The following is a 21,093-nucleotide window of genomic DNA, read 5'->3' on the forward strand; positions in this document are numbered from 1 at the left end:
CACGGTGTGGGGCATCCGCGACACCGACTCCTGGCGCGCGAGCGGCACCCCGCTGCTCTTCGACGGCAGCGGCAACAAGAAGGCCGCCTACACCTCGGTCCTCAACGCCCTCAACGCGGGCGGCGGCACCAACCCGACCACCACCACGACCACCACCACGACGCAGCCGGGCCAGAGCTGCCCCAACGGCTACGTGGGCCTGACCTACGACGACGGCCCCGGCGGCACCACCACCCAGCTGATCAACGCGCTGCGGTCGGCCAACCTGCGGGCGACGTTCTTCAACCAGGGCAACAAGGTCGGTGGCAACACCGCGTTGGTGCAGGCGCAGCGCCAGGTGGGCTGGATCGGCAACCACAGCTGGTCGCACCCGCACATGACGCAGCTGAGCCAGTCGCAGATGACCTCCGAGATCTCCCAGACCCAGCAGGCCATCCAGCAGGCCACCGGTGAGGCGCCGAAGCTGTTCCGCCCGCCGTACGGCGAGACCAACGCCACGCTCAGGTCCGTCCAGGCGCAGTTCGGCCTCACCGAGGTGCTGTGGAGCGTCGACTCGCAGGACTGGAACGGCGCGAGCACCGCGGCGATCGTGCAGGCGGCGTCCACGCTCCAGAACGGCGGCGTGATCCTGATGCACGACGGCTACCAGACGACGGTCAACGCCATCCCCCAGATCGCCGCGAACCTGGCGAGCCGGGGCCTGTGCGCGGGCATGATCTCCCCGTCGACCGGTCGCGCCGTCGCGCCGGGCGACACGCCGGGCGGCGGTCCCACGACCACCACCACGACCACGACCACGTCGCAGCAGCCGGGCGGCGCCTGCACCGCCACCTACCGGACGACCCAGCAGTGGGGCGACCGCTTCAACGGCGAGGTGACCGTCCGGGCCGGCTCGTCGGCCATCGGCAGCTGGACGGCCACCGTCACGGTGACCGCGCCGCAGAAGGTGTCGAGCACGTGGAGCGGCACGCCGAGCTGGGACTCCAGCGGCAACGTGATGACGATGAAGCCCAGCGGCAACGGCAACCTCGCGCCGGGCGCGAGCACGACGTTCGGCTTCACCGTGATGGCCAACGGCCAGTGGGCCGCGCCGACCGTCTCCTGCCGCACCCCCTGAGGTAAGGCGGAACGACCCCGACCCGCTGCGCGGACCCGGTCAGAGCGGACCGGTGTCGGCGCGGCGGGTCGGCCTGTTCCCGCGCTCCGGGGAGCGGTGGCCCGCTCGGGTCGGAGACGATCTTCACCCGGTCAGGTGAGACACTGCGGTCACCACCGGAGTCAGGGGACCCACGATGCACCCACAGGCCATGAACGTGCTGCACATGCACCAGAAGGTCACCTTGATGGTGAACCGCTACGAGATCTTCGCCGACAACGGCGGCGAGCCGGGCCACCTGGTGGCGTTCGTCGAGCAGAAGCGGATGGCGTTCAAGGAGCAGGTGACGATCTTCACCGACTCCGGCAAGGGGCAGGTGCTCGCGGGCTTCCGGGCGCGCAAGGTGATCGACCTCGGCAGCGGCTACGACGTGACCGACGGCGACGGCCGGTCCATCGGCTCGTTCCGCAAGGACTTCGGCAAGTCCCTGACGAACTCCACCTGGCACCTGGACCAGCCGGGCGCGCCGACGGCCACCGGGCGCGAGCGCAACGCGGGCCTGGCGATCCTGCGCCGCGTGTGGGGCTTCCTGCCGTTCGTCAACAACATCCCCGTCCCGTTCCGCTTCCACTTCGACTTCACCCGGAACGGGCAGCCGGTGTTCAGCGTGGACAAGAAGACGTGGGTCCGCGACCACTACCTGATCACGATCGCCGACCCGCACGTCGACCGCCGCCTGGTGATCGCGCAGGCCGTCGCGGTGGACGCGCTCCAGTCCCGGTAGCCGGGGCCGGGTGGCCGCGGGCCGACCGCCTCGTGGTGGTCGCGCGGTCCGGCAACGCCGCTACGGTCGAAGTGAATCAACTCCATCTTCGATGGAGGCGGCCGCGATGCGGCGATCGGTGCTCGCCCTGGTGCTCGTGCCGCCCCGTACGGCGTCCTGGTGTGACGCTGGAACGGCGGCGCGGCACCCACCGAGCCGCACCTGCCCGCGTCGTTCCCGCCGGGCGCCACCACCGTGGTCAGCTCCCTCGGCACCACCACCGCCCCGCCGCCGCACACCGGTGCGGAACCGATCTCGACGGCCCCGGAACCGGGCCGGCCGGCCCGCGCCGGCTGCTGCTGTCCACATCGGACACGGGGCTGCACTTCGCCTTGGTCACCACGGGCACGGGCGGTTCACCGGAGGTGGCGCGCGCGGAACCGGCGGCGTGGGCCGCCGCGACGTTCACCAGCCGAACAGAGCGAAACTTTCGCAACATCGCGCGCGGTCCGCGGCACGACCCGAGCACCCGGCGCTATGACCTGGTAGGCGGCAACCTGACGCCGTGATCGAGTCCTACCAGCGGCAGGGCCACCTTTTGATACGCAGGGTGACGCCATGAGTTCATTGACGTGACCCCTTACCGCGCCCTATCGTTTCCCCAGAGTTCCCGAAAGTTTACCTAAAGACTCGAAAGTTTCGGCGACCGTCCCCGCAGACCCCCGCCAAGAAGCGGGCGGTGCCCGCCAATCCCGGCAGTGGCTCAGGAGGGACGCACGAGATGTCACAGCTCGTCCTGTTCGCGGTCGACATCTGCGCAGTGGTGTTGCTCGTCTTCGGGCTCTACTTCCCGCGGCACCGACGACGCGACCTGGTGGTGGCCTACCTGGGCGTGAACGTCGGCGTCCTGGCGGTGGCGAGCGCGCTCAGCACCAGCGACGTCGGCGCCGGGCTCGGGCTGGGGATGGCGCTGTTCGGCGTGCTGTCGATCATCCGGCTGCGCTCGACGGAACTCGACCAGCACGAGGTCGCGTACTACTTCTCCGCCCTCGCCCTGGGCCTCCTCGGTGCGCTGAACACCACGTCACCGTGGCTCAACGCGGGCCTGATGGCGCTCATCCTCGCCACGATGTTCCTCGGCGACCACCGGTGGCTGTTCCGGCGCTACCGGCACCAGGTCCTGGTGCTGGACTCGGCCGTCACCGACCACCTCGCGCTCGTCGCCCACCTGGAGCAGCTGCTCGACGCGCGGGTGCACGTCGCCAGCGTCCAGCGGCTCGACCTGGTCAACGAGACCACCGTGGTGGACGTCCGGTACGCGCTGACCGAACGCGCCCCGACCACCGCGCCCGGCACGCCGGCGCGATCCGGAGCACGCCGATGACCACGACCACGACCCCCCTCGCCCGGACCCTGGCGCGGCTGGCCCCCGTCGGGCTCGCCGAGCTGATCGACCGCGCCGCGCTGCAGACGAGGGTGGACCGCAAGTACCTCGTGCCGGTGGACGCGCTGCCCCGCCTGCTGGGCGGGCTCCCGGCGGACACCAGGGTGCTGGACGTCGACGGCGCGCGCACCTTCCACTACGAGTCGGTCTACTTCGACACGCCGCTGCTGACCAGCTTCCACTGCGCGGCCTACCGGCGGCGGCGGCGCTTCAAGGTGCGCACCCGCACGTACCTCGACTCCGCCCAGTGCTGGCTGGAGGTCAAGATCAGCGGCGCGCGGGGCAGCGTCACCAAGCACCGGCTGCCCTACCACCCCCGGGACTGCGGCACCGTGCACCCCGGGCGGGCCTTCATCGACGAGGCGCTCGCCCGCGAGTCGCTCGGGTCCACCGCCGACAGCCCCTTCGACGCGGTGCTGATCACCGACTACCACCGCGCCACCCTGCTGCTGCCGGGTGACGTCGGCCGGGTCACCATCGACACCGGCCTCACCTGGCGGGACGAGCACTCGGCGCTGAGCCTGCCCGGCCTCGCCGTGGTCGAGACCAAGTCCCCCTCCGCCGCCACGCCGGTCGACCGCGTGCTGTGGCAGAGCGGGCTGAGGCCCGTCCGCATCTCCAAGTACGCCACCGGCCTGGCCGCGTTGCGCCTGGACCTGCCCGACGCGCCGTGGCGGCGGACGCTGCGCCGGCACTTCCGCGGCACCGCCCCGACGCCCGCCCTCTCCCACCACCCCGAACAGGAGGCATCGTGCGCTTGACCACCCGCAGCGACGGAGCCGCGGCGACCCGGCGCTCCGCCTGGGTCGCGGTCGCCGCCGTGCTCCTCACCGCGTTCCTCGTGCCGTTGTCGGCAGACGCCGAACCGAGCGCGCCCCAGGCGGTCCCGGCGGGCGCCGCCGACGAGGCGGCAGCCGCCGCGGCCGCGGACGACCTCGTCGGCGACATCACCTTCTCCGTGCCCAGCGGCACGTTCCAGGGCCAGGTGTCGGTGTCGCTGGGCACCACCGTCAGCGGGGCCCAGGTCCGCTACACCACCGACGGCAGGCTGCCCACCGCGCAGTCGACCCCCTACCAGGGCACACCGCTGACCTTCACCCGCACCACCCAGCTGCGGGCGCAGGCGTTCGTCGGGCAGACGGCGTCCGGCGCGCCCGGGACGGCCATGTACACCGCCCGCGCCGCCACGACCACGAACCACGACCTGCCCGTGGTCGTGATCGACTCCTACGGCGCGGGCAGACCCCAGCGGGAGTACTTCGACGCCACCACCATGATCTTCCAGCCGGGCGCGGGCGGGACGACGTCCCTCGCGGCGGCCCCGGCGGTGGCCACCCGGGCCGGGTTCCGGCTGCGCGGGCAGTCGTCGGCGACCTTCGAGAAAGCGCCCTACCGCCTGGAATTCCGGGACAACGACGACGACGACGCCGACTACCCGGTACTCGGCATGCCCGCCGACTCCGACTGGGTGCTGCGCGGGCCGTTCACCGACAAGTCCCTGGTCCGCGAGGCCCTCGTCTACGACCTCGGCCGGGAGATGGGGATGAAGACGCCGCGGTACGCGTTCGCGGAGTTCTACCTCAACACCGACGCCACCCCGGTCGGCACCGAGGACTACATGGGCGTCTACATGCTGGTCGAGACGATCAAGAACTCCAAGAACCGGCTCGACCTCAAGCAGTTGGACGAGGACGACCTCACGCTGCCGAAGATCACCGGCGGGTACATCTTCAAGTTCGAGTGGATGGCCGCCGAGGAGCCCACTCTGCCGTGCACCGGCCCGGCCGCCACCTGCTGGAACTACCTCGAAGTGGTCGACCCGGACCCGTTGCAGCCGGCGCAGCGCGACTGGTTGCGCGCCCACCTGCAGGAGTTCCACGACGTGCTGCGGGCGCCGAACTCCGCCGACCCGAACACCGGCTACCGCAAGTACCTCGACGTCGCGTCCTTCATCGACCAGGTGATCGTCAACGAGGTCAGCCGCAGCATGGACGCCTACCTCCGCAGCGCCTACTTCCACAAGGACCGGGACGGCAGGATCGTCGCCGGGCCGCTGTGGGACTTCGACCTCACGTTCGGCGTGGGCGGGTACTTCCAGAACGACCAGGTCGAGGGCTGGCAGCACCTCCAGACCCGGCAGCCGATGGCCAACGACTGGGTCGCCCGGCTGCTGCGCGACCCGGCGTTCGTCAACCAGCTGAAGGCGCGCTGGCAGGCGCTGCGCCGGGGCCCGCTCGCGGACTCCGCCGTGCAGAGCCGGATCGACGGCCTCGCCCGGCCGCTGACCAACGGCGCGCAGCGCAACTTCCAGCGCTGGCCGAACCTGTCGTCGCCGAGGATCGGCTTCTTCAACACCCCGACCGCGCCGACGTGGCAGGGCCAGGTGCAGTTCTTCAAGGACTGGATGCAGCGCCGCAGCGCCTGGCTCGACTCGGCGGCGGGGTGGGGCGGCACCGTGACGACCACGCCGACGACCACCAGCACCACCACGACCACCACCACCACGACAACGACGACCACGACCCCGCCGCCCGGCCCGTCCCGGTGCAGCGCGACGTACACCGTGGTCAACCGGTGGTCCGGCGGGTTCCAGGGCGAGGTGCGGGTCACCGCGGGCAACGCGGCGATCAACGGCTGGACCGTGTCCTGGACGACCGGCGCCGGCGAGACGATCACCCAGGCGTGGAACGCGACCGTCACCAGCCAGGGGACGGCGGTCACGGCCCGCAACGCCGCGCACAACGGGTCGCTCGGGGCCGGGGCGGGCACCTCGTTCGGTTTCCTGGGCGCCACCACCGGAGCGCCCGGCACACCGGTGCCGACGTGCACGGCCGGTTGACCGGATGACCGGGCCGGTGGCGCGGCGGCCGAGGCCGCCGCGCCACCGGGCTTCCACCGCCGACGACGCACCGGTCGACCCGCAGCGCCCGGCGACACGCGCGGTCGAGCCGCAGCGCTCGCGAAGTCGGTCTTGTTACGCTGCCACGTCCACCGCAACGCTGATCACCCGTGAGGTGTCCGTGGCTCAGAAAGTGCTCGTCCAGCTCATCGACGACCTCGACGGCACCGCTGCCGAGAACGGCCAGACCGTCTCGTTCGGCCTCGACGGCGTCGCCTACGAGATCGACCTCCGCCCGCAGAACGCCGACCGCCTCCGCGACGCCCTCGCCGGCTTCGTCGCGAACGCGCGCAGGACGGGTGGCCGCACCAGGCGCACGGCCGCCGCGGGCGCCCCGGTCCGCCGCCCCGGCTCCGAGGTCAGGAACAAGGAGCAGACGAAGGCGATCCGCGAGTGGGCCCGCAAGAACGGTCACGACCTGGCCGACCGCGGGCGCATCCCGGCGAGCGTCATCGAGGCGTTCGAGGTGGCCCACCGCAGCTGACGCCCCGCCGGGCCGCGGTCAGCGGTTCGCGTCGTCGCGCGCCAGCCGCAGCCACCCGAGCAGCAGCGCCCCGGCGGCCCAGCAGAGCAGCGTGACCACCGACGACGTCCGCGTCATGCCCGGCACCTCGCCGATGAGCAGGAACGCCGCACCGGCCCCGGGCAGGGCGTCGGCGAGCGTCGACGCCCACTCGACGCCGAGGTTCGGCAGCATCAGCGGGAGCACCAGCATCAGCAGGAACACCGTGACCAGCGTGGCCGCCGTGTGGCGCAGCAGGAAGCCGAGCCCGACCGCGAGGGCCGCCCCCGCCGCGAACACGAGCGCCACGTCGGGCAGCACCTCCAGGCCCCCGTCGACGGGCAGGACGAGCACCGGCCGGGCCGCGGTGAACGCGGTGACGGCGGCGGCGAGCGCCAGCAGCGTGCCGACGGCGGTCGCGACGCACACCGCCACGGTCGTGCGGGCCAGGAACAGCACGGCGCGGCGCGGTGTCCACTGGAGGGTCGGCACGATCCCGCCGGTCGAGTAGTCCGACGTCACCGCGGTCAGGGCGAGCGCGAGGAGCGCGAACTGCCCCGGCAGGGCCGGCACGCCCGCCATCCGCCACGCCGACCCGCCCTCCGGCGGCACCGGGTCGGAGCCCGCCTCCAGGCCGGCGACGGTGGCGATCCCCACCATCACCGCGGCGGCGGCGGCCGGGAACCACCAGGTGGTCCGGACCGTCCACAACCGCGTCCACTCGGCGGCGCAGGTGCGGGCGAACACGCGGGCCAGGGGAACGCGGGCCGGGGCGGCCCGGGGTGCCGAGGGGGCCGTCACCGCGCCACCCCGCTCGTCGCGGCCCGGCCGCCGTGGTACTCCACGCTGCTGCCGGTCAACTCCACGTAGGCGTCCTCAAGGGTGTTGCGCACCTCCGAGAGGTGGTGCAGCGGGATGTGCAGGGAGTGGACGAGTTCGCCCACTTGCTCGGCGGTGCTGCCCTCGACCCGCAGCTCGCGGGCGTCGACCCGGTGGGCCTCCAGACCGCGTTCGCGCAGCGCGGCGAGGAGCCGGTCGGGCTCCGCGGCGCGGACGCGCACCCGGACGTCCCCCAGCCCGTCGAGGACCTGCTCCGTCGTCGCGTCGGCGATCAGCCTGCCGCGCCCGATGACGACCAGCCGGTCGGCGACCTGTTCCACCTCGCCGAGCAGGTGGCTGGAGACCAGCACGGTGCGGCCCTCGTCGGCCAGTCGGCGCAGCAGCCCGCGGACCCAGCGGACGCCGTCGAGGTCCAGCCCGTTGACCGGTTCGTCGAACAGCAGCACGCCGGGGTCGCCGAGCAGCGCCGCCGCGATGCCCAGCCGCTGCCGCATCCCCAGCGAGTAGCCCTTGATCCGGCGGCGGGCGGCGCGGCCGAGACCGACCTCCTCGACCACCTCGTCCACCCGGCGCGACGGGATGCCGTTCGTCCGGGCGGCCACGCGCAGGTGCCCGCGACCGGTGCGGCCGGGGTGCGCCGAGCCGGGGTCGAGCAGCGCGCCGACCTCGCGGAGCGGTTCGGCGAGCGCCGCGCACGACCGGCCGTTCACCAGCGCCGTGCCCGACGTGGGCCGGTCGAGGCCGAGCACGATCCGCATGGTCGTGGACTTCCCGGCGCCGTTCGGCCCGAGGAACCCGGTGACCTTGCCCGGCTCGACCGTGAAGTCCAAGTCGTCGACGGCGAGGACGTCGCCGTAGCGCCTGGTCAGGCCCCGGACCTCGATCACCGGTGCCCCTCGTCCCCGACGGCCCGGAGCGCGCCGTCGTCGGGCTCCTCCCCGTCGTCGATCCACTCCAGCAGGTCGCCGGGCTGGCAGCCGAGCACCCGGCACATGGCCTCCAGGGTGCTGAAGCGCACGGCCTTCGCGCGGCCGTTCTTCAGCACGGCGACGTTCGCCGGCGTGAGCCCGACGCGCTCGGCGAACTCGCCGACGCTCATCTTGCGCTTGGCCAGCTCGACGTCGATGCGCACGATGATCGGCATCAGATCACCGACTCCATGTCGGTGCGCAGCGTGGTGGCCTGCCGCAGCAGCGCCCGCATCACCACCATCAGCAGTCCCAGCACGGTGATGCCGACCAGCAGGAGGAACATCAGCAGCGGGACGCCGGGGTCGTCCGCGTTGAAGCCGACGAAGAGGAACACGACCCCGAACGTCGCCCACCCGGCGGCGACGGCCCACACGATGGCGTCGACCCACCTCAGGGCGGGCTCGCTGAAGATGCGGTCGTTCTTGACCAGGGTGAGCAGCTTCCAGGTGGCCACGACCACCACCTGCACGCACAGCACCCAGAACACGGTCACGGCCGTCAGGGGCCACCGCAGGTGCGCCATCTCCGGCGACCGCTCCGCCATGTGGGCGAACTGGCCGGGCAACGACATGACCTGGAAGAGGAGGAGCACCCCGAACAGCAGCACGAGGAAGACACGAAGAGGGGCAACCGCCCGATGCTCAGCGAACATGCATCGATTCTCGATGGCCACCTATCGAATGTCAATCGGTAGCTATCGCCTTCCGGCAACCATCGCTCCTAGGAGGACCACCACGAGAAGCCGTCGGCCTCGGCACCGGCCGGGCCGCCCTCCACCCGGGCCACCGCCTCCTCCACCGTGGAGCACAGGCCCAGCAGCTCGCCGACCTCGGTGATGCGGATCGGCTCGACCACGGTGCGGTGCTCGGCGACCAGGGCGAACGCGGCGCCCAGCTCGGTGGCCCGCTCGTGCACCTCCATCAGCACCGCGATGCCCAGCGACCCGAAGAAGTCCACGTGCCTGAGGTCGACCACCAGCGCGGCGGGGCCGCCGCCCAGGCAGGAGAACAGCTCCTGGCGCAGGTGCCGGTAGCTGTCGGTGTCGACCTCGCCCCGCACGTCCGCGAACACCACCCCGCGACGCCGGGCGACCGCGACGCCGACGTTCACCGGAGGCAGGTGGACGTCCTGTTCCACGACGCTCCTCCGCACTCTCGGTCCCGGTTCACCCGGAGCGGTTACCCGGTGGTACCCCGTTCGACACGTGGCCGCCGACACGCCGGTGCGGGGTCCGCCGACGTGGGCGGGGAACCTACGCGGAGCACCTCGTCACGACGTCGGCGGGCGTCATCCGGCGCAGCACCGCGAACGTCGGCAGGAGGCCGGCGGACACGACGACCCAGGTCCACCACGGCGCGGCGAACGCGCCCAGCCCCCCGGCGACGACCGCCACCGCGGCCATCCCGACGTGCCGATGACGGTCCGCGGCGCGGGCGGCCGTGCCGCCGTGGAAACCCATGCCGCCCATCCTCCGCGCCGACCGGGCGGTGGCGCTACCCCCCATCGGGCGACGCCGACCGCGCGTCCACCGGTTGTCGGTGGCCACCGGTAGCGTTCGCGCCGTGAACGCTCAGGAGCGCATCCGGGAACTCGCCGACCAGGTCGTCGTGCTGCGCGACGCCTACTACCGCGGTTCGCCGCTGGTGGCGGACGCGGAGTACGACGCGATCGAGGACGAGCTGCGGGGCCTGGTCGAGGCGAACCCGGAGCTCGCGCCCGACCCGAACCCGCTGGAGCAGGTCGGCGCGCCGTCGGTGCTGCACGCGCCGATCCGGCACTCGCGCCCCATGCTGTCCCTGGAGAAGGCGACGAAGCCCGAGCAGGTCGCCGCGTTCTTCGACCGCTTCCCCGGCCAGCCCGTGGTGGTCATGCCGAAGCTGGACGGCCTGTCGCTGGCCCTGGTCTACGAGGACGGCCGGCTGGCCCGCGCCGTGACCCGGGGCGACGGCACGACGGGCGACGACGTGACGTTCCTGGTGCGGGCGCTGGCCGACGGCATCCCGGACCGCATCGACGCGCCGGGCCGGGTCGAGGTGCGCGGCGAGGCCGTGATGCTGCGCTCCACGTTCACCGCCTACAACACCGCGCACCCCGACAAGCCGCTGATCAACCCCCGCAACGCCGCCGCGGGCACCCTGCGCGCCAAGGACCCGGCCACCGTCGCCGGGAGGCGCCTGCAGTTCTTCGCCTTCGACCTCGACACCTCCGCCGACGCCACCGCCGCCGACCTGGAGCAGGGCCTGCGCGCGCTCGGCTTCGACGTGGCGGACATGCGGCACCGCACCGACGCGGAGGCCGCGCAGGCGGTGATCTCCGAGATCGAGGCGCAGCGCAACGAACTGGACTACGACCTGGACGGCGCCGTGCTGCGGCTGGCGAACCGGGACGCGTTCGCCGCCGCCGGGGTGCGGTCGAACTCGCCGCGCGGCGCGCTGGCGTTCAAGTTCGCCGCCGAGGAGAAGACCACCGTGCTCACCGACGTGGTCTGGGACGTCGGCAAGACCGGCAAGATCGCCCCGGTGGCGTGGCTGGAACCGGTGTTCGTGGGCGGCACGACGGTCACCCGCGCCACCCTGGCCAACCAGGAGGTCATCCGGGCGCGCGGCATCAAGATCGGCGACACGGTGCTGGTGCGGCGCGCGGGCGACGTGATCCCGTTCGTCGCGGGCGTGCTGGACGAGTCCAAGCGCACCGGCGCGGAACGCGACATCGTGCCGCCCGCCGCGTGCCCGTCGTGCGGGCACGACCTGACCGAGCAGGGCAACAGCCGGGAGTTGTTCTGCACCAACGCCGCCTGCCCCGCGCAGACCGTGCGCCGGCTGATCCACTGGGCCTCGCGCGCGGCGGCGGACATCGAGGCGGTCGGTCCGGTGTGGATCGAACGGCTCGCCGAAGCCGGCCTGCTGGAGAACCCCTCGGACTTCTACACCCTGACCAAGGAACAGCTCCTGGAGTTCGACCGCATCAAGGAGACCTCGGCCACCCGCATGATCGAGTCGATCGCCGCGAGCCGTCGGGTGGGGCTGCGCCGGGCGCTGATCGGCTTCGCGATCCCGATGGCGTCCGAGGGGACCGCCACCCGCCTGTGCCGAGCGGGTTTCGGCTCGCTGGAGGAGGTGGCCGACGCCGGCGAGGACGACCTCGTGGCCGTGGAGGACATCGGCCCGAGGGTCGCCGCCTCCCTGATCGAGCACCTCACCCGGCTGCGCCCGGAACTCGAACGCCTCCGCGAACGGGGGGTGTCCCTCGACGTGCGCGAGGAGGACCTCCCCCCGGTGGTCGCCTCCGACGCGCCCCTGGCCGGCAAGACGGTCGTGGTCACCGGCGCGATCAGCGACCCGCGCTCGGGCGAGAAGGTCCCCCGCCCCACCTTCCAGCGGCTGTGCGAGAAGGCCGGCGCGACCACCGCCACCTCCGTGTCGGCCAACACCGACTACCTCGTCACCGGCGCCGACGTGGGCGCGAGCAAGCTCACCAAGGCCGAGAAGCTCGGCGTCGAGGTCGTGGACCAGGGCGAGATCTGGCGGCAGCTGATCGCCGCCGGCATCGCCTAGCCCCGCTCCGGGGCGGGGTGTGACCGAGCGTTCGAGTCGGCCGGTCGGGCGTGGTGGTCGTCCGGCGGGGTGCCCGGCTGCCGTCGGCACTCCGTCCGGCGTGGGGCAAGACCGGACTGCCCGGCACGGGAGACCGGTGCGCCGGGAGTGCCGCGTACGCGAATCGGGTGGTGATGTGGGCGCGGCACAGGCAGGATCAGGGGGGTGCGGTCACTCACCGACCTCGTCGCAGGCGCGGGTTCCGGCAGCCGGCGACATGGCTGATCCACAGCCCCCCGCGGGGCCGGGCTTCGTGGTCCGCGAGGCACGTGACGAGGACTGGCCGCGGATGTGGCCGATTCTGCACGACGTCATCACCGAGCAGCGGACGTTCGCCTACGACCCCGGTATGAGCGAGCACGACGCCAAGCGCACGTGGCTGGTGGCCGCACCGGCCAGGGTGGTCGTCGCCGCCGATGCCGACCGGGTGCTGGGTACCGCGAACATGTACGCCAACCGGCCGGGCCCCGGGAGCCATGTCGCGTCCGGCAGCCTGGTGGTCGCCGAGCACGCACGGGGCACGGGTGTGGGGCGGGCCCTCACCACCGACATGATCAGCTGGGCGCGCGGCAACGGATTCGCGGCGATCCAGTTCAACGCTGTCGTCGACACGAACAGGGCCGCGGTCGACCTCTACGAAAGCCTCGGGTTCGGCACCCTGGGTACAGCGCCCGGGGCTTTCCGCCATCCCGTCCTGGGGGACGTCGGCCTCCGCATCATGTGGCTGGACCTGCGGCCCCCGACACGGGGCACCGGCTGACCCGGCCCCACCACCGATGCTGACGGAGGTCGTCCCGCCATCGGCGATCGAGTGCGTCGCGGCACTCCTCCCGCGCGCGAGCACCCCGATCCGGCGCGAACCACCTCGCGGCGGGTCACCGCCTGCGCAGCAGCGCGAGCACCAGGGCACCCCCGCCGACCACGCACAGCAGCCCGATCGCGGTCCACAGCTTCTGCCCGGTCATGAAGCTGCCCCCGACGTACCCGAGACCCTGACCGGTCCACAGCGCGCCGACCAGGATCAGCAGGACCCCGAACCCGATCGCCGGTCCACGTCTCATCGACCCAGGCTAGCGGAACCCGGGCGGTCGCGGCCGACGACGAACCGCGCGCGCGTCCGGGCCGGTGATCGACGCGGCAGCCCCGCCCTCGACGGAATTCAGCGGTGCGCGGCGGACAGGTCGTCGAACACGGCGCGGTTCGGGCGGAAGGCCGTGTCGGCCTCCCCGACCAGGGACTCGCGCTCCACGGCGCGGTCGAGCAGCGCCCGGGAGCGGTCGCGGAACGGCTCGGGCGCGGCGATCCGGTCGAACTCGTGGAACCGCACGCCGTCGCCCTCGACCCCGCAGGCCTCCCGCACCCGCCGGTCGGTGGAGCACACCTCCCGCGGCCGGTCCACGCAGGACCGGGTGGCGGGCAGCGGCGCCAGGTCGTCGCGCCACCCGGGCCGCCCGCCCGAACCCGGGTGACCCGCCCGTGGGGCCTGCGTCGTCCCCGGCCGGCGCGGACACGGGCCGCGATCACCCGGCGAGAGCGGCCGGGAGGTCGGGGTAGAGGTCGAGCACCTGGTCGAGCCGGGCGGCGCGCAGCGCGCGGAGGGGGCTGCGCGCCGGGGCGACCACGCGCAGCGGCGTGGCCCGGCGGGCGCCGAGGTTGTGGTGCTCCACCAGCAGCGCCATGCCGCTCGACGCGAAGAAGGGCACGTCGGTCAGGTCGACCACCACCGGCACGGTCCTCGCCGCCGCCGAGGCGAAGGCGGCGGTCAACCCCTCGTGCAGCACGGGCGCGTTCGTGCCGTCCACCTCGCCGTGCGCGCTGACGACGACCGCCTCGTCCCGGTCCGCGCGCTCCACCCGCAACTGTTCGACGTGTCCTCCGCGGTGCTCACTGCCGGTCACCACATCGCCTCCTCGCGAACCGCGACGGGCGGCCGGAGGCCCCGGACGCCCACCGCACGCATTGTCTTCCCGGTCGGCGCACTTCTCATGCGCCGGCGCGGACCGGCACCCGTCCGGCTCAGCGAGGACGACCGCCCGCCGGGGCCGAACCAGGTGGACCAGGCGGTGGCGAGGGTGTCGACGGGTTGCGGTTCGGTGGTCGTGGAGACCTCCGCGCCGACCCCCCTCCACCAGCTCCAGGTTCGGAACGCCGCCGACTCCGCAGGATCGAGCGCTGGTTCGAGCACAACGACCCCGTGCTCACCGCGACCCTGGCCGGCCAGGCCGTCGCGGCGCGGCCGGTGCGGCGCGACGCGGCGCTCGCGTGCCTCGCCCTGCCGGGGGTCTGCTCCGTCGTGCTGGGCGATGACCCATCTCCCGCTCGTCTTCGCGGGCGTCGTGGCGCTGATGGTGGCGGCGTGCCTGCACGTCACCCGCCACACGCGGTGACCCGGACGCACCGGACCCGCCCGACCGGCGCGGTCGGGCGGGTCCGGTGGACGGGGGAACCGACTCAGGTCAGCAACTGGCCACCCGTCACGCCCAGCACCTCGCCGGTGACGTAGCTCGACTCCGACGAGGCGAAGAAGACGTACGCGGGGGCCAGCTCGGAGGGCTGGGCGGCCCGGCCCAGCGGCGTCTGCTCGCCGAAGGAGTCGACCTTCTCGGCGGGCATGGTGGCCGGGATCAGCGGCGTCCACACGGGCCCCGGGGCGACCGAGTTGACCCGGATGCCCTTGTCCGCGAGGTACTGCGACAGCCCCTTGGTGAAGTTGACGATCGCCCCCTTCGTCGCGGCGTAGTCCAGCAGCTCCGGTGAGGGCTGGAACGCCTGGATCGACGAGGTGTTGATGATCGACGACCCCTTGGGCATGTGCGGCACGGCCGCCTTGCACAGCCAGAACATCGCGTAGAGGTTGGTCTTGAGCACCCGGTCGAACTGCTCGGTGGTGATGCCGAGCAACCCGTCCTCCTGCGCCATCTGGTAGGCGGCGTTGTTCACCAGCACGTCGATGCCGCCCAGCTCCGCCACCGCCTGCTCGACGACGTGCCCGCAGTGCGCCTCGTCGCGGATGTCGCCGGGCACCAGCACGACCTTCCGCCCCGCCTCCCGCACCAGCTCGGCGGTGCGCTCGGCGTCCTCCTGCTCCTCCTCAAGGTAGGACAGCAGCAGGTCGGCCCCCTCGCGGGCGAACGCGATGGCCACCGCACGCCCGATCCCGGAGTCGCCGCCGGTGATGACGGCCCGGCGCCCCTCCAGCCGACCGCTGCCCCGGTAGCTGTCCTCACCGTGGTCGGGCGGCGGGTCCATGGCCTCGCCGGTGCCCGGGTGCGCCTGCTCCTGCCCCTCCTGCTGCTCCGGCTCCGGGTGCCGTTGCGCGGTGCTCTCGTCGTACTGGTCTTCCGCCATGCCGTGTCGCCTTCCGTGCGTGTGGGGCCTGCCCCGTACGCATTCCCACCCGCCGGCCGTTCAACCACCCGGGCACGGCGGCACGCCCCACCCTCGGCGTTTGGCGGGGAGGCCGAGGGGTGGTGACGTGCGACGGGTGCGCGGTGAGCGCATCCCGGCCCGAGCCCACGGCTGCGGGATTCCACCCGGGTCGAACAGCGCGCCCGGGTGACGCGCCTGCGGCCTCCGATCGCGGGGAGAGCCGACGTGAACGAGCGGACCCCACGCCGCGTGGCAGTCACCGAACTGCGCCGCGGCACCCCGTTGCCGGCCGTGTCCGGCGACCTGGACGCGGAAACGCGCCGTGCTGGACGCACGCCCGACCGCGGTCGTGCTGGACCTGCGCGCGGTCGGGTTCCTGGGATCGGCGGGCATCGCGCTGCTCGTCGACGCCACCACCGGGCCGGCAGGTCGGACGTCGCGTTCGCCGTCGTCGCGGACACGCGCTGCGTGCTGCGCCCCCTGCGGATGAGCCAGGTCGACGCGGCTCCCGCTGTACGCAACGGTGGACGAGGCGGTCGCGGCGCTGCGCCTGACGCCCGCCGCCGCTCCCGGCGAGCACCGGGCCCGAGTCGCGGACGGGCCGGGCGAACGCGGTCCGGAGACCGGCGCGGCGACCGACCGGCTCGCCCTGGAGCTGGGCCTCGCGCAGTACCGCGCCGGGGCGGGGCGGGTCCAGCGGCAGGCGGACCCGGACCTGCTGCTGCCGCTGTCACGCGCCTACGACGCCCCGCTGGACGACCTCGTGGGCGCACCGCGCACCGGGGACCCGAGGGTCCACCTGCACCCGATCCACCGCCACGGCATGACGTTCGTCCCGCTCAGCCGCAGGCCCGGCGGCGTGCAGGTGTACAAGATGCCCATCCCGGACCGGGAGCACCCCGCGCAACCCACCCCCGCGGACCCACGGCGGTCACGAGTGGCTCCACGTCCTCAACGGACGGTTGCGACTGGTGGTCGGCGACCGGGACGCGGTCCTGCCGCCGGGCGAGGCCGCCGAGTTCGACACCGCGCTCCCCGCCGGCTCGGCTCGACCGACGGGGGCGCGGCGGAACTGCTCGTCCTGCTCGGGCCGCAGGGCGAACGCCTCCACGTCAGCCCGCGCGGCTGACCGGGCCGGACCCCGCACGGCGGGCGACGGCCCACGACACCGGTGCGTGACCGCCACCGACACGTCCAGGTGAATCGACCGGCACGGCGGTTGCCGGTACCCCTCCCGGGCAGCCCTGGACAGCATGTTTCGGGAGGTGGTCCGGTGACGTCGTCCTCGACCGGTGCGCGCGGCGCCGCCCTGCTGGCCGCGTTGGTCGTCACCGCCCCGGTGACGGGGTTGGTGTGCGGCGTGGCGCACCTGCTGGCGCCCCGCCCGCCGTGCGGGCGCCGGACGACGGTGCTGATCACCACCACGCACATGACCAAGAGCCTCCTGCTGGCCAGGAAGTTCCACGAGGCGGGCCACCGCGTGGTGGCCGTGTCGATCCCCCGGCACCGCTGGGGGCCGCTGCGGTTCTCCCGCGCCGCCTGCGCGTTCCACCTGGTCGCCGACCCCGGCACGGACCCCGCCGGCTACGTCCGGGACCTCGTCGCGGTGATCCGGGCCGAGGACGTGGACGCGGTCGTGCCGGTCATCGACGAACCGGGCCGTGCGCAGCCCACCTCCGACGCCGGCCCCGTCCTCGCCGAGCACTGCGCGGTCCTCGCCAACGACCCGCGCACGCACCGCCTGCTCAACGACAAGGCGGACTTCGCCGGACTGGTGCGCGACGCGGGCCTGCCGGACCTGGACACGCGCCGGGTCACCGACGTGCGGCAACTGCGCGACGTCGACTTCGCGGGCGGCGAGTACGTGCTCAAACCCCCGGAGTGGACGTCGATGGCGGCCGACCACCGCGTGGTCGTGGTGGCCGACCCGGCGGCGGTCCCCGGCGACCTGCCGATCGGCCCGGACCGGCCGTGGGTGCTGCAACGACGCGCCACCGGCCGCGAGTACTGCGCGCACACGACGTGCCGCGCGGGCCGGATCACCGCGTACACGTGCTCGGAGTCCTCCCCGCTCCAGCTGAACTACCGCCACGTCGAGGTGCCCGCGATCTGGCGGTGGGTGCGCGACTTCGTCGCCGCGCACCGGCTCGACGGTCAGGTGTCGTTCGACTTCATCCTCGACGGGGACGGCGTGCCCCGCCCCATCGAGTGCAACCCCCGGCCGCACTCGGCGCTGGTCGCCTTCCACGACAGCCCGGACCTCGCCGCGGCCTACCTGGACCCCGTGCCCACCTCACCGGCGCCCACCTCACCGGCGCCCGACCGCGTCGTCCGCCCGCTGCCCGGCTCGCGGCCGGTGCACTGGTTGGGCGCGGAACTGGGCAGGCTGCGGCAGGTGCTGCGGCGGCGGGAGCTGCGGACGTGGCTGCGCGACCTCCGGCGCGGCAAGGACGCCGTGTTCGACTGGCGGGACCCCCTGCCCTTCCTGGTGATGCACCACGTGCAGCTCCCCGTGCTGGTGCTGCGCGCACTGGTCGGGGGCAAGCGGTGGGAGCGCGTCAACTGGGCCACCGGGAAGCTCGTGTGACACCGAAAGGGCATTCGATGACGGCCTTGCGACACGCCGACAGGTACGCCACCTCCGCCCACTACGACGGGTCCGGGCGCATCCGGCACGACGCCGGAAGGCGCTCGTTGACCGTCGACGCCACCTTCAGCCTGCGCGCCGAGGTGCGGTTGGTGGACCGCGTGTTCGACCCCGCCACACCCGACCTGGCCGAGGTGTACGCGCCCGCCGGGCGGTGCGTGGCCCTCGTGGACGCCACCGTCGACCGCCTGCACGGCGACGCGCTGCGCGCGTACTTCGCCGAGCACGGCATCCCGCTGACGGTCGAGGTGTTCCGGGCGCTGGAGGAGGACAAGACGCTCGACACGGTGTGCCGCATGGCGGCGTTCCTGGGCAGCGACGGGTGCGACGTCGCGCGCGGCGAACCGGTGCTGGTCGTCGGCGGCGGCGTGCTCACCGACACGGCGGGCCTGGCGTGCGCCCTGCTCAACCGGCGCACCCCCTACGTCATGATCGGCACCAGCATCGTCTCGGCGATCGACGCGGGACCGTCCCCGCGCACGTGCGTCAACGGCACCCTGATGAAGAACGCCCTGGGCGCCTACCACCCGCCGGTGCTCACGCTGGTGGACCGCGCGCTGTTCCGCACCCTGGCGCCCGAGCACCTGCGGCACGGCGTGGCGGAGATCGTGAAGATGGCCGCCGTCGACGACGAGGTGCTGTTCGGCCTGCTCCAGCGGCACGGCCGCGCGCTGCTGTCCACCCGGTTCGCCACCACCGGCGACGACCCGGGGCTCGCGGCGGTCGCCGACGAGGTGCTGTTCCGCTCCCTCTACGCGTACATGCGGCACGAGGGCACCAACATGTTCGAGACGCGGCAGGACCGCCCGCACGCCTACGGGCACACCTGGAGCACGAAGTTCGAGCCGGTCGCCGGGCTGCTGCACGGTCACGCGGTGGCGGTGGAGATGGCGTTCACCGCCACGCTGGCCACCCTGGTGGGCTGGTTGGACGAGGACGATCGGGACGCGCTGCTGGCGCTGTGCCGGGACCTGGGCCTGGCCGTGCACCACCCGGTGATCGAGGACCTGGCGCTGATGCGGGCGGCGCAGGAGACGGTGCGGCGCAAGCGCGGCGGTTCGGCGCTGTGGGTGGTGGCCCCGCGCGACGTCCTGGGCAGGTGCGACTACCTGGCGGAGGTCGGGGACTCGCTGCTGGCCGAGGCGGTGGGCAGGCACCGGGCGCGGTGCAGCGGCTTCCCCGACGGCGGTGGCGGGTCGGCCATGTACCTGCGCGACGCGAGGTGGGCGTGATGCGGCCGGTGACCCCGCTGTCGATCCTGGCCCACGAGCTGGAGTCGCTCGACCGGGAGCGGCCCTCCCCGCGCCTGGACCGCGCCCGCGCGCTCGCCTCGGGGCTGGACGACTACCTGTCCGCGATGACCACGCCCGAGTCCGAGCGGCTGGCGGCGCTGAACCGGCGGACCGCCGGGCACGTGTGGGCCGGGGCCGAGGGCGCCGTGGCGACCCTGGAGCCGGAGATGCTGTCCGGTCACGTGGAGGGGCAACTGCTGCGGTTCCTGGTCGCCGTGACGGGGGCGCGCCGGGTGCTGGAGATCGGCACGTTCACCGGCTACTCGGCGCTCGCGATGGCCGAGGCGCTGCCCGCCGACGGCCGCGTGGTCACGTGCGAGGCCGACCCGCGCGCGGCGGGGGTCGCCCGCGAGGCGTTCGCCGGGTGCGACCGGATCACCCTGGTGGAGGGACCCGCGCTGGCGACGCTGGATCGACTCGCCGACGCGGGCGAGGTGTTCGACCTCGCCTTCGTCGACGCGGACAAGACCCAGTACTGGGACTACCTCGACGTGGCCCACCGCCGGGGGCTGCTCGCGCCCGGCGCCGTGGTGGCCGTGGACAACACCCTCCACCAGGGCGAGGTCTACCTCGACGCCGCGCGCCGGTCGCCGCTGGGCGCGGCCGTCGCGGAGTTCAACGCGCGGGTGGCCGCGCACCCGGCGTTCGAGCAGGTGCTGCTGCCGCTGCGCGACGGGGTGACCCTCATCCGGGTGCTGCGCTGACCGCAGGCGGCGGCCGACCTCCTGCGCACGCCCCGACAGGCCGCCGACCTGCGACGACGACGTCCCCGAGACACGCGCGGCCGTCGAAGTCCAGCACACGGGCGGTCACCCCGCCGGCGTGGTGGCCGAGGCGGCCCGGATGGGCGTGCCCCACCGCGACGGGTGCGGTTTCATGTCCGGTGGACGGGGTCGGTACGACGGGAGGGTGCGATGGCCGGCCAGGGCGTGGACCGGCGACCGCGGGGCGCGGACGCCCCGGGCGGCGGTCGGTGGGACGAGGTCGCCGTGCGGCTGGGCCGGATCGCCCGGGCGCTCCGGGACCAGGACAACGCCCAGGACACCCTGGACGCGGTGGTGCGCGCGGCGGTGCGGGCGATCCCCGGCGCCCGGCACGCCGGGATCATGATGGTCGTCGACGAGGGCGCGGTGCGCACGGTCGCGCGGACCTCGGACCTCGTCGACCTGGTCGAGCGGGTCCAGTGCGACGTCGGCCAGGGGCCCGGCCTGGACTCGCTGCACCGGCACCTCACCGTCACCGCGCCCGACCTGCGCGCCGAGACCCGGTGGCCCGCGTTCGCCACGAGGGCGGGTGGGCTGGGCGTGCTGGGCGCGCTGTCGTTCCAGCTGTTCGTCAGCGCCGAGGACCTGGGCGCGCTCACCCTCTACTCGCCCGAGCCGGGCGCGTTCGACCAGGAGTCGGTGCACGTCGGGCAGCTGTTCGCCACCCACGCCGCGGTCGCCCTGGCCGCCGCGCGGCGCGAGGAGCAGCTGACCGAGGCCATGCGCACCCGCGACCTGATCGGCCAGGCCAAGGGCATCCTGATGGAACGCCACAAGCTCAGCGCCAACCAGGCGTTCGCCGTGCTCGTGCGCTCCAGCCAGTACGGCAACACCAAGCTGCACGACGTCGCCGACCACCTCGTCCGCACCGGTCACCTGCCCACCGAGGCGCACCGCGCGCCCTGACCGGGCA

General features: G+C 73.5%; 24 protein-coding genes and 1 pseudogene. 15 read left to right on the top strand and 10 right to left on the bottom strand.

The genetic code is table 11. The features are described from left to right. From CKY47_RS28690 to CKY47_RS28720, 7 genes are all read left to right on the top strand, one after another. Positions 1 to 1,117, top strand: a 1,117-nt coding sequence (locus CKY47_RS28690; RefSeq protein WP_371320752.1) for a polysaccharide deacetylase family protein, incomplete at its 5' end; no start/stop codon positions are given. A gap of 175 nt (positions 1,118 to 1,292) precedes the next feature. Then, positions 1,293 to 1,880, top strand: a complete 588-nt coding sequence (locus CKY47_RS28695) for an LURP-one-related family protein (RefSeq protein WP_306749440.1) — start codon at positions 1,293 to 1,295, stop codon at positions 1,878 to 1,880. A gap of 161 nt (positions 1,881 to 2,041) precedes the next feature. Then, positions 2,042 to 2,428 (top strand): hypothetical protein, encoded by a 387-nt coding sequence (locus CKY47_RS28700; protein WP_306749441.1) that lies wholly within the window; start codon positions 2,042 to 2,044, stop codon positions 2,426 to 2,428. Between the two features lie 212 nt (positions 2,429 to 2,640). Next, positions 2,641 to 3,243, top strand: a complete 603-nt coding sequence (locus CKY47_RS28705; protein WP_306749442.1) for a DUF4956 domain-containing protein — start codon at positions 2,641 to 2,643, stop codon at positions 3,241 to 3,243. Then, a complete protein-coding gene (locus tag CKY47_RS28710) occupies positions 3,240 to 4,064 on the top strand; it encodes a polyphosphate polymerase domain-containing protein (RefSeq protein ID WP_306749443.1) in 825 nt (274 codons plus the stop codon). The genes CKY47_RS28705 and CKY47_RS28710 overlap by 4 nt, the downstream gene beginning before the upstream one ends. Continuing rightward, positions 4,055 to 6,142, top strand: coding sequence for a CotH kinase family protein (locus CKY47_RS28715; protein ID WP_306749444.1), 2,088 nt, complete (start codon positions 4,055 to 4,057; stop codon positions 6,140 to 6,142). The genes CKY47_RS28710 and CKY47_RS28715 overlap by 10 nt, the downstream gene beginning before the upstream one ends. A gap of 181 nt (positions 6,143 to 6,323) precedes the next feature. Then, complete coding sequence (locus CKY47_RS28720; protein ID WP_306749445.1) at positions 6,324 to 6,686, top strand: histone-like nucleoid-structuring protein Lsr2; 363 nt, start codon at positions 6,324 to 6,326, stop codon at positions 6,684 to 6,686. An 18-nt stretch (positions 6,687 to 6,704) separates the two neighbouring features. Here CKY47_RS28720 and CKY47_RS28725 read toward each other — a convergent pair whose 3' ends face one another. The 6 genes from CKY47_RS28725 to CKY47_RS28750 all read right to left on the bottom strand — a co-directional run bounded on the left by CKY47_RS28725 (position 6,705) and on the right by CKY47_RS28750 (position 9,974). Next, positions 6,705 to 7,505 (bottom strand): hypothetical protein, encoded by an 801-nt coding sequence (locus CKY47_RS28725; protein ID WP_306749446.1) that lies wholly within the window; start codon positions 7,503 to 7,505, stop codon positions 6,705 to 6,707. Next, positions 7,502 to 8,431, bottom strand: coding sequence for an ABC transporter ATP-binding protein (locus CKY47_RS28730; RefSeq protein WP_306749447.1), 930 nt, complete (start codon positions 8,429 to 8,431; stop codon positions 7,502 to 7,504). The genes CKY47_RS28725 and CKY47_RS28730 overlap by 4 nt, the downstream gene beginning before the upstream one ends. After that, the gene (locus tag CKY47_RS28735; RefSeq protein WP_306749448.1) at positions 8,428 to 8,688 is read right to left on the bottom strand and encodes a helix-turn-helix domain-containing protein; all 261 of its coding nucleotides are present in this window, start codon (positions 8,686 to 8,688) and stop codon (positions 8,428 to 8,430) included. The genes CKY47_RS28730 and CKY47_RS28735 overlap by 4 nt, the downstream gene beginning before the upstream one ends. Further along, positions 8,688 to 9,167, bottom strand: coding sequence for a DUF2975 domain-containing protein (locus tag CKY47_RS28740; RefSeq protein ID WP_306749449.1), 480 nt, complete (start codon positions 9,165 to 9,167; stop codon positions 8,688 to 8,690). The genes CKY47_RS28735 and CKY47_RS28740 overlap by 1 nt, the downstream gene beginning before the upstream one ends. A 68-nt stretch (positions 9,168 to 9,235) precedes the next feature. Further along, positions 9,236 to 9,652: an STAS domain-containing protein gene (locus tag CKY47_RS28745; RefSeq protein WP_306749450.1), complete on the bottom strand. Its 417-nt coding sequence runs from the start codon at positions 9,650 to 9,652 to the stop codon at positions 9,236 to 9,238. 115 nt (positions 9,653 to 9,767) lie between these two features. Next, positions 9,768 to 9,974: a hypothetical protein gene (locus tag CKY47_RS28750; protein WP_306749451.1), complete on the bottom strand. Its 207-nt coding sequence runs from the start codon at positions 9,972 to 9,974 to the stop codon at positions 9,768 to 9,770. A gap of 103 nt (positions 9,975 to 10,077) precedes the next feature. Here CKY47_RS28750 and ligA point away from each other — a divergent pair, with 103 nt between their 5' ends. Then, positions 10,078 to 12,069, top strand: a complete 1,992-nt coding sequence (gene ligA / locus CKY47_RS28755) for an NAD-dependent DNA ligase LigA (RefSeq protein WP_306749452.1) — start codon at positions 10,078 to 10,080, stop codon at positions 12,067 to 12,069. A 328-nt stretch (positions 12,070 to 12,397) separates the two neighbouring features. Then, a complete protein-coding gene (locus tag CKY47_RS28760; RefSeq protein WP_306749453.1) occupies positions 12,398 to 12,868 on the top strand; it encodes a GNAT family N-acetyltransferase in 471 nt (156 codons plus the stop codon). Between the two features lie 115 nt (positions 12,869 to 12,983). Here CKY47_RS28760 and CKY47_RS28765 read toward each other — a convergent pair whose 3' ends face one another. From CKY47_RS28765 to CKY47_RS28775, 3 genes are all read right to left on the bottom strand, one after another. Continuing rightward, positions 12,984 to 13,169 carry a hypothetical protein gene (locus CKY47_RS28765; protein WP_306749454.1) on the bottom strand — a complete coding sequence of 62 codons (186 nt, stop codon included), beginning with the start codon at positions 13,167 to 13,169 and terminating at the stop codon, positions 12,984 to 12,986. 98 nt (positions 13,170 to 13,267) lie between these two features. Beyond that, entirely contained in the window at positions 13,268 to 13,507 is a 240-nt protein-coding gene (locus tag CKY47_RS28770; protein WP_306749455.1) for a heme oxygenase-like domain-containing protein, read from the bottom strand. Positions 13,508 to 13,628: 121 nt separating this feature from the next. Beyond that, complete coding sequence (locus CKY47_RS28775; RefSeq protein ID WP_306749456.1) at positions 13,629 to 14,006, bottom strand: STAS domain-containing protein; 378 nt, start codon at positions 14,004 to 14,006, stop codon at positions 13,629 to 13,631. A 185-nt stretch (positions 14,007 to 14,191) separates the two neighbouring features. On the opposite strand from CKY47_RS28775, the gene CKY47_RS37010 reads away from it, so the two are divergent. Beyond that, complete coding sequence (locus CKY47_RS37010) at positions 14,192 to 14,611, top strand: DUF3040 domain-containing protein (protein WP_371320753.1); 420 nt, start codon at positions 14,192 to 14,194, stop codon at positions 14,609 to 14,611. On the opposite strand, the gene CKY47_RS28780 is transcribed toward CKY47_RS37010, so the two are convergent. Further along, on the bottom strand, positions 14,560 to 15,456 hold the full coding sequence (locus CKY47_RS28780; protein WP_306749457.1) for an SDR family oxidoreductase: 897 nt from the start codon (positions 15,454 to 15,456) through the stop codon (positions 14,560 to 14,562). The two genes, CKY47_RS37010 and CKY47_RS28780, sit on opposite strands and share 52 nt — an antisense overlap. A 715-nt stretch (positions 15,457 to 16,171) precedes the next feature. Between CKY47_RS28780 and CKY47_RS28785 the strand changes: the two are divergent. The 5 genes and pseudogenes from CKY47_RS28785 to CKY47_RS28805 all read left to right on the top strand — a co-directional run. Beyond that, positions 16,172 to 16,606, top strand: a pseudogene (locus tag CKY47_RS28785) (cupin domain-containing protein); the annotation flags it as partial. A gap of 144 nt (positions 16,607 to 16,750) precedes the next feature. Beyond that, positions 16,751 to 18,064 (top strand): ATP-grasp domain-containing protein, encoded by a 1,314-nt coding sequence (locus CKY47_RS28790; protein WP_306749458.1) that lies wholly within the window; start codon positions 16,751 to 16,753, stop codon positions 18,062 to 18,064. A 17-nt stretch (positions 18,065 to 18,081) separates the two neighbouring features. After that, positions 18,082 to 19,356, top strand: coding sequence for a 3-dehydroquinate synthase family protein (locus CKY47_RS28795; protein WP_306749459.1), 1,275 nt, complete (start codon positions 18,082 to 18,084; stop codon positions 19,354 to 19,356). Then, entirely contained in the window at positions 19,356 to 20,120 is a 765-nt protein-coding gene (locus CKY47_RS28800; RefSeq protein ID WP_306749460.1) for an O-methyltransferase, read from the top strand. The genes CKY47_RS28795 and CKY47_RS28800 overlap by 1 nt, the downstream gene beginning before the upstream one ends. Before the next feature lie 210 nt (positions 20,121 to 20,330). Next, on the top strand, positions 20,331 to 21,086 hold the full coding sequence (locus tag CKY47_RS28805; protein ID WP_306749461.1) for a GAF and ANTAR domain-containing protein: 756 nt from the start codon (positions 20,331 to 20,333) through the stop codon (positions 21,084 to 21,086). Positions 21,087 to 21,093: the final 7 nt, after the last annotated feature.

The organism is Saccharothrix longispora (assembly GCF_030852425.1).
GTDB classification, from domain to species: domain Bacteria; phylum Actinomycetota; class Actinomycetes; order Mycobacteriales; family Pseudonocardiaceae; genus Actinosynnema; species Actinosynnema longispora.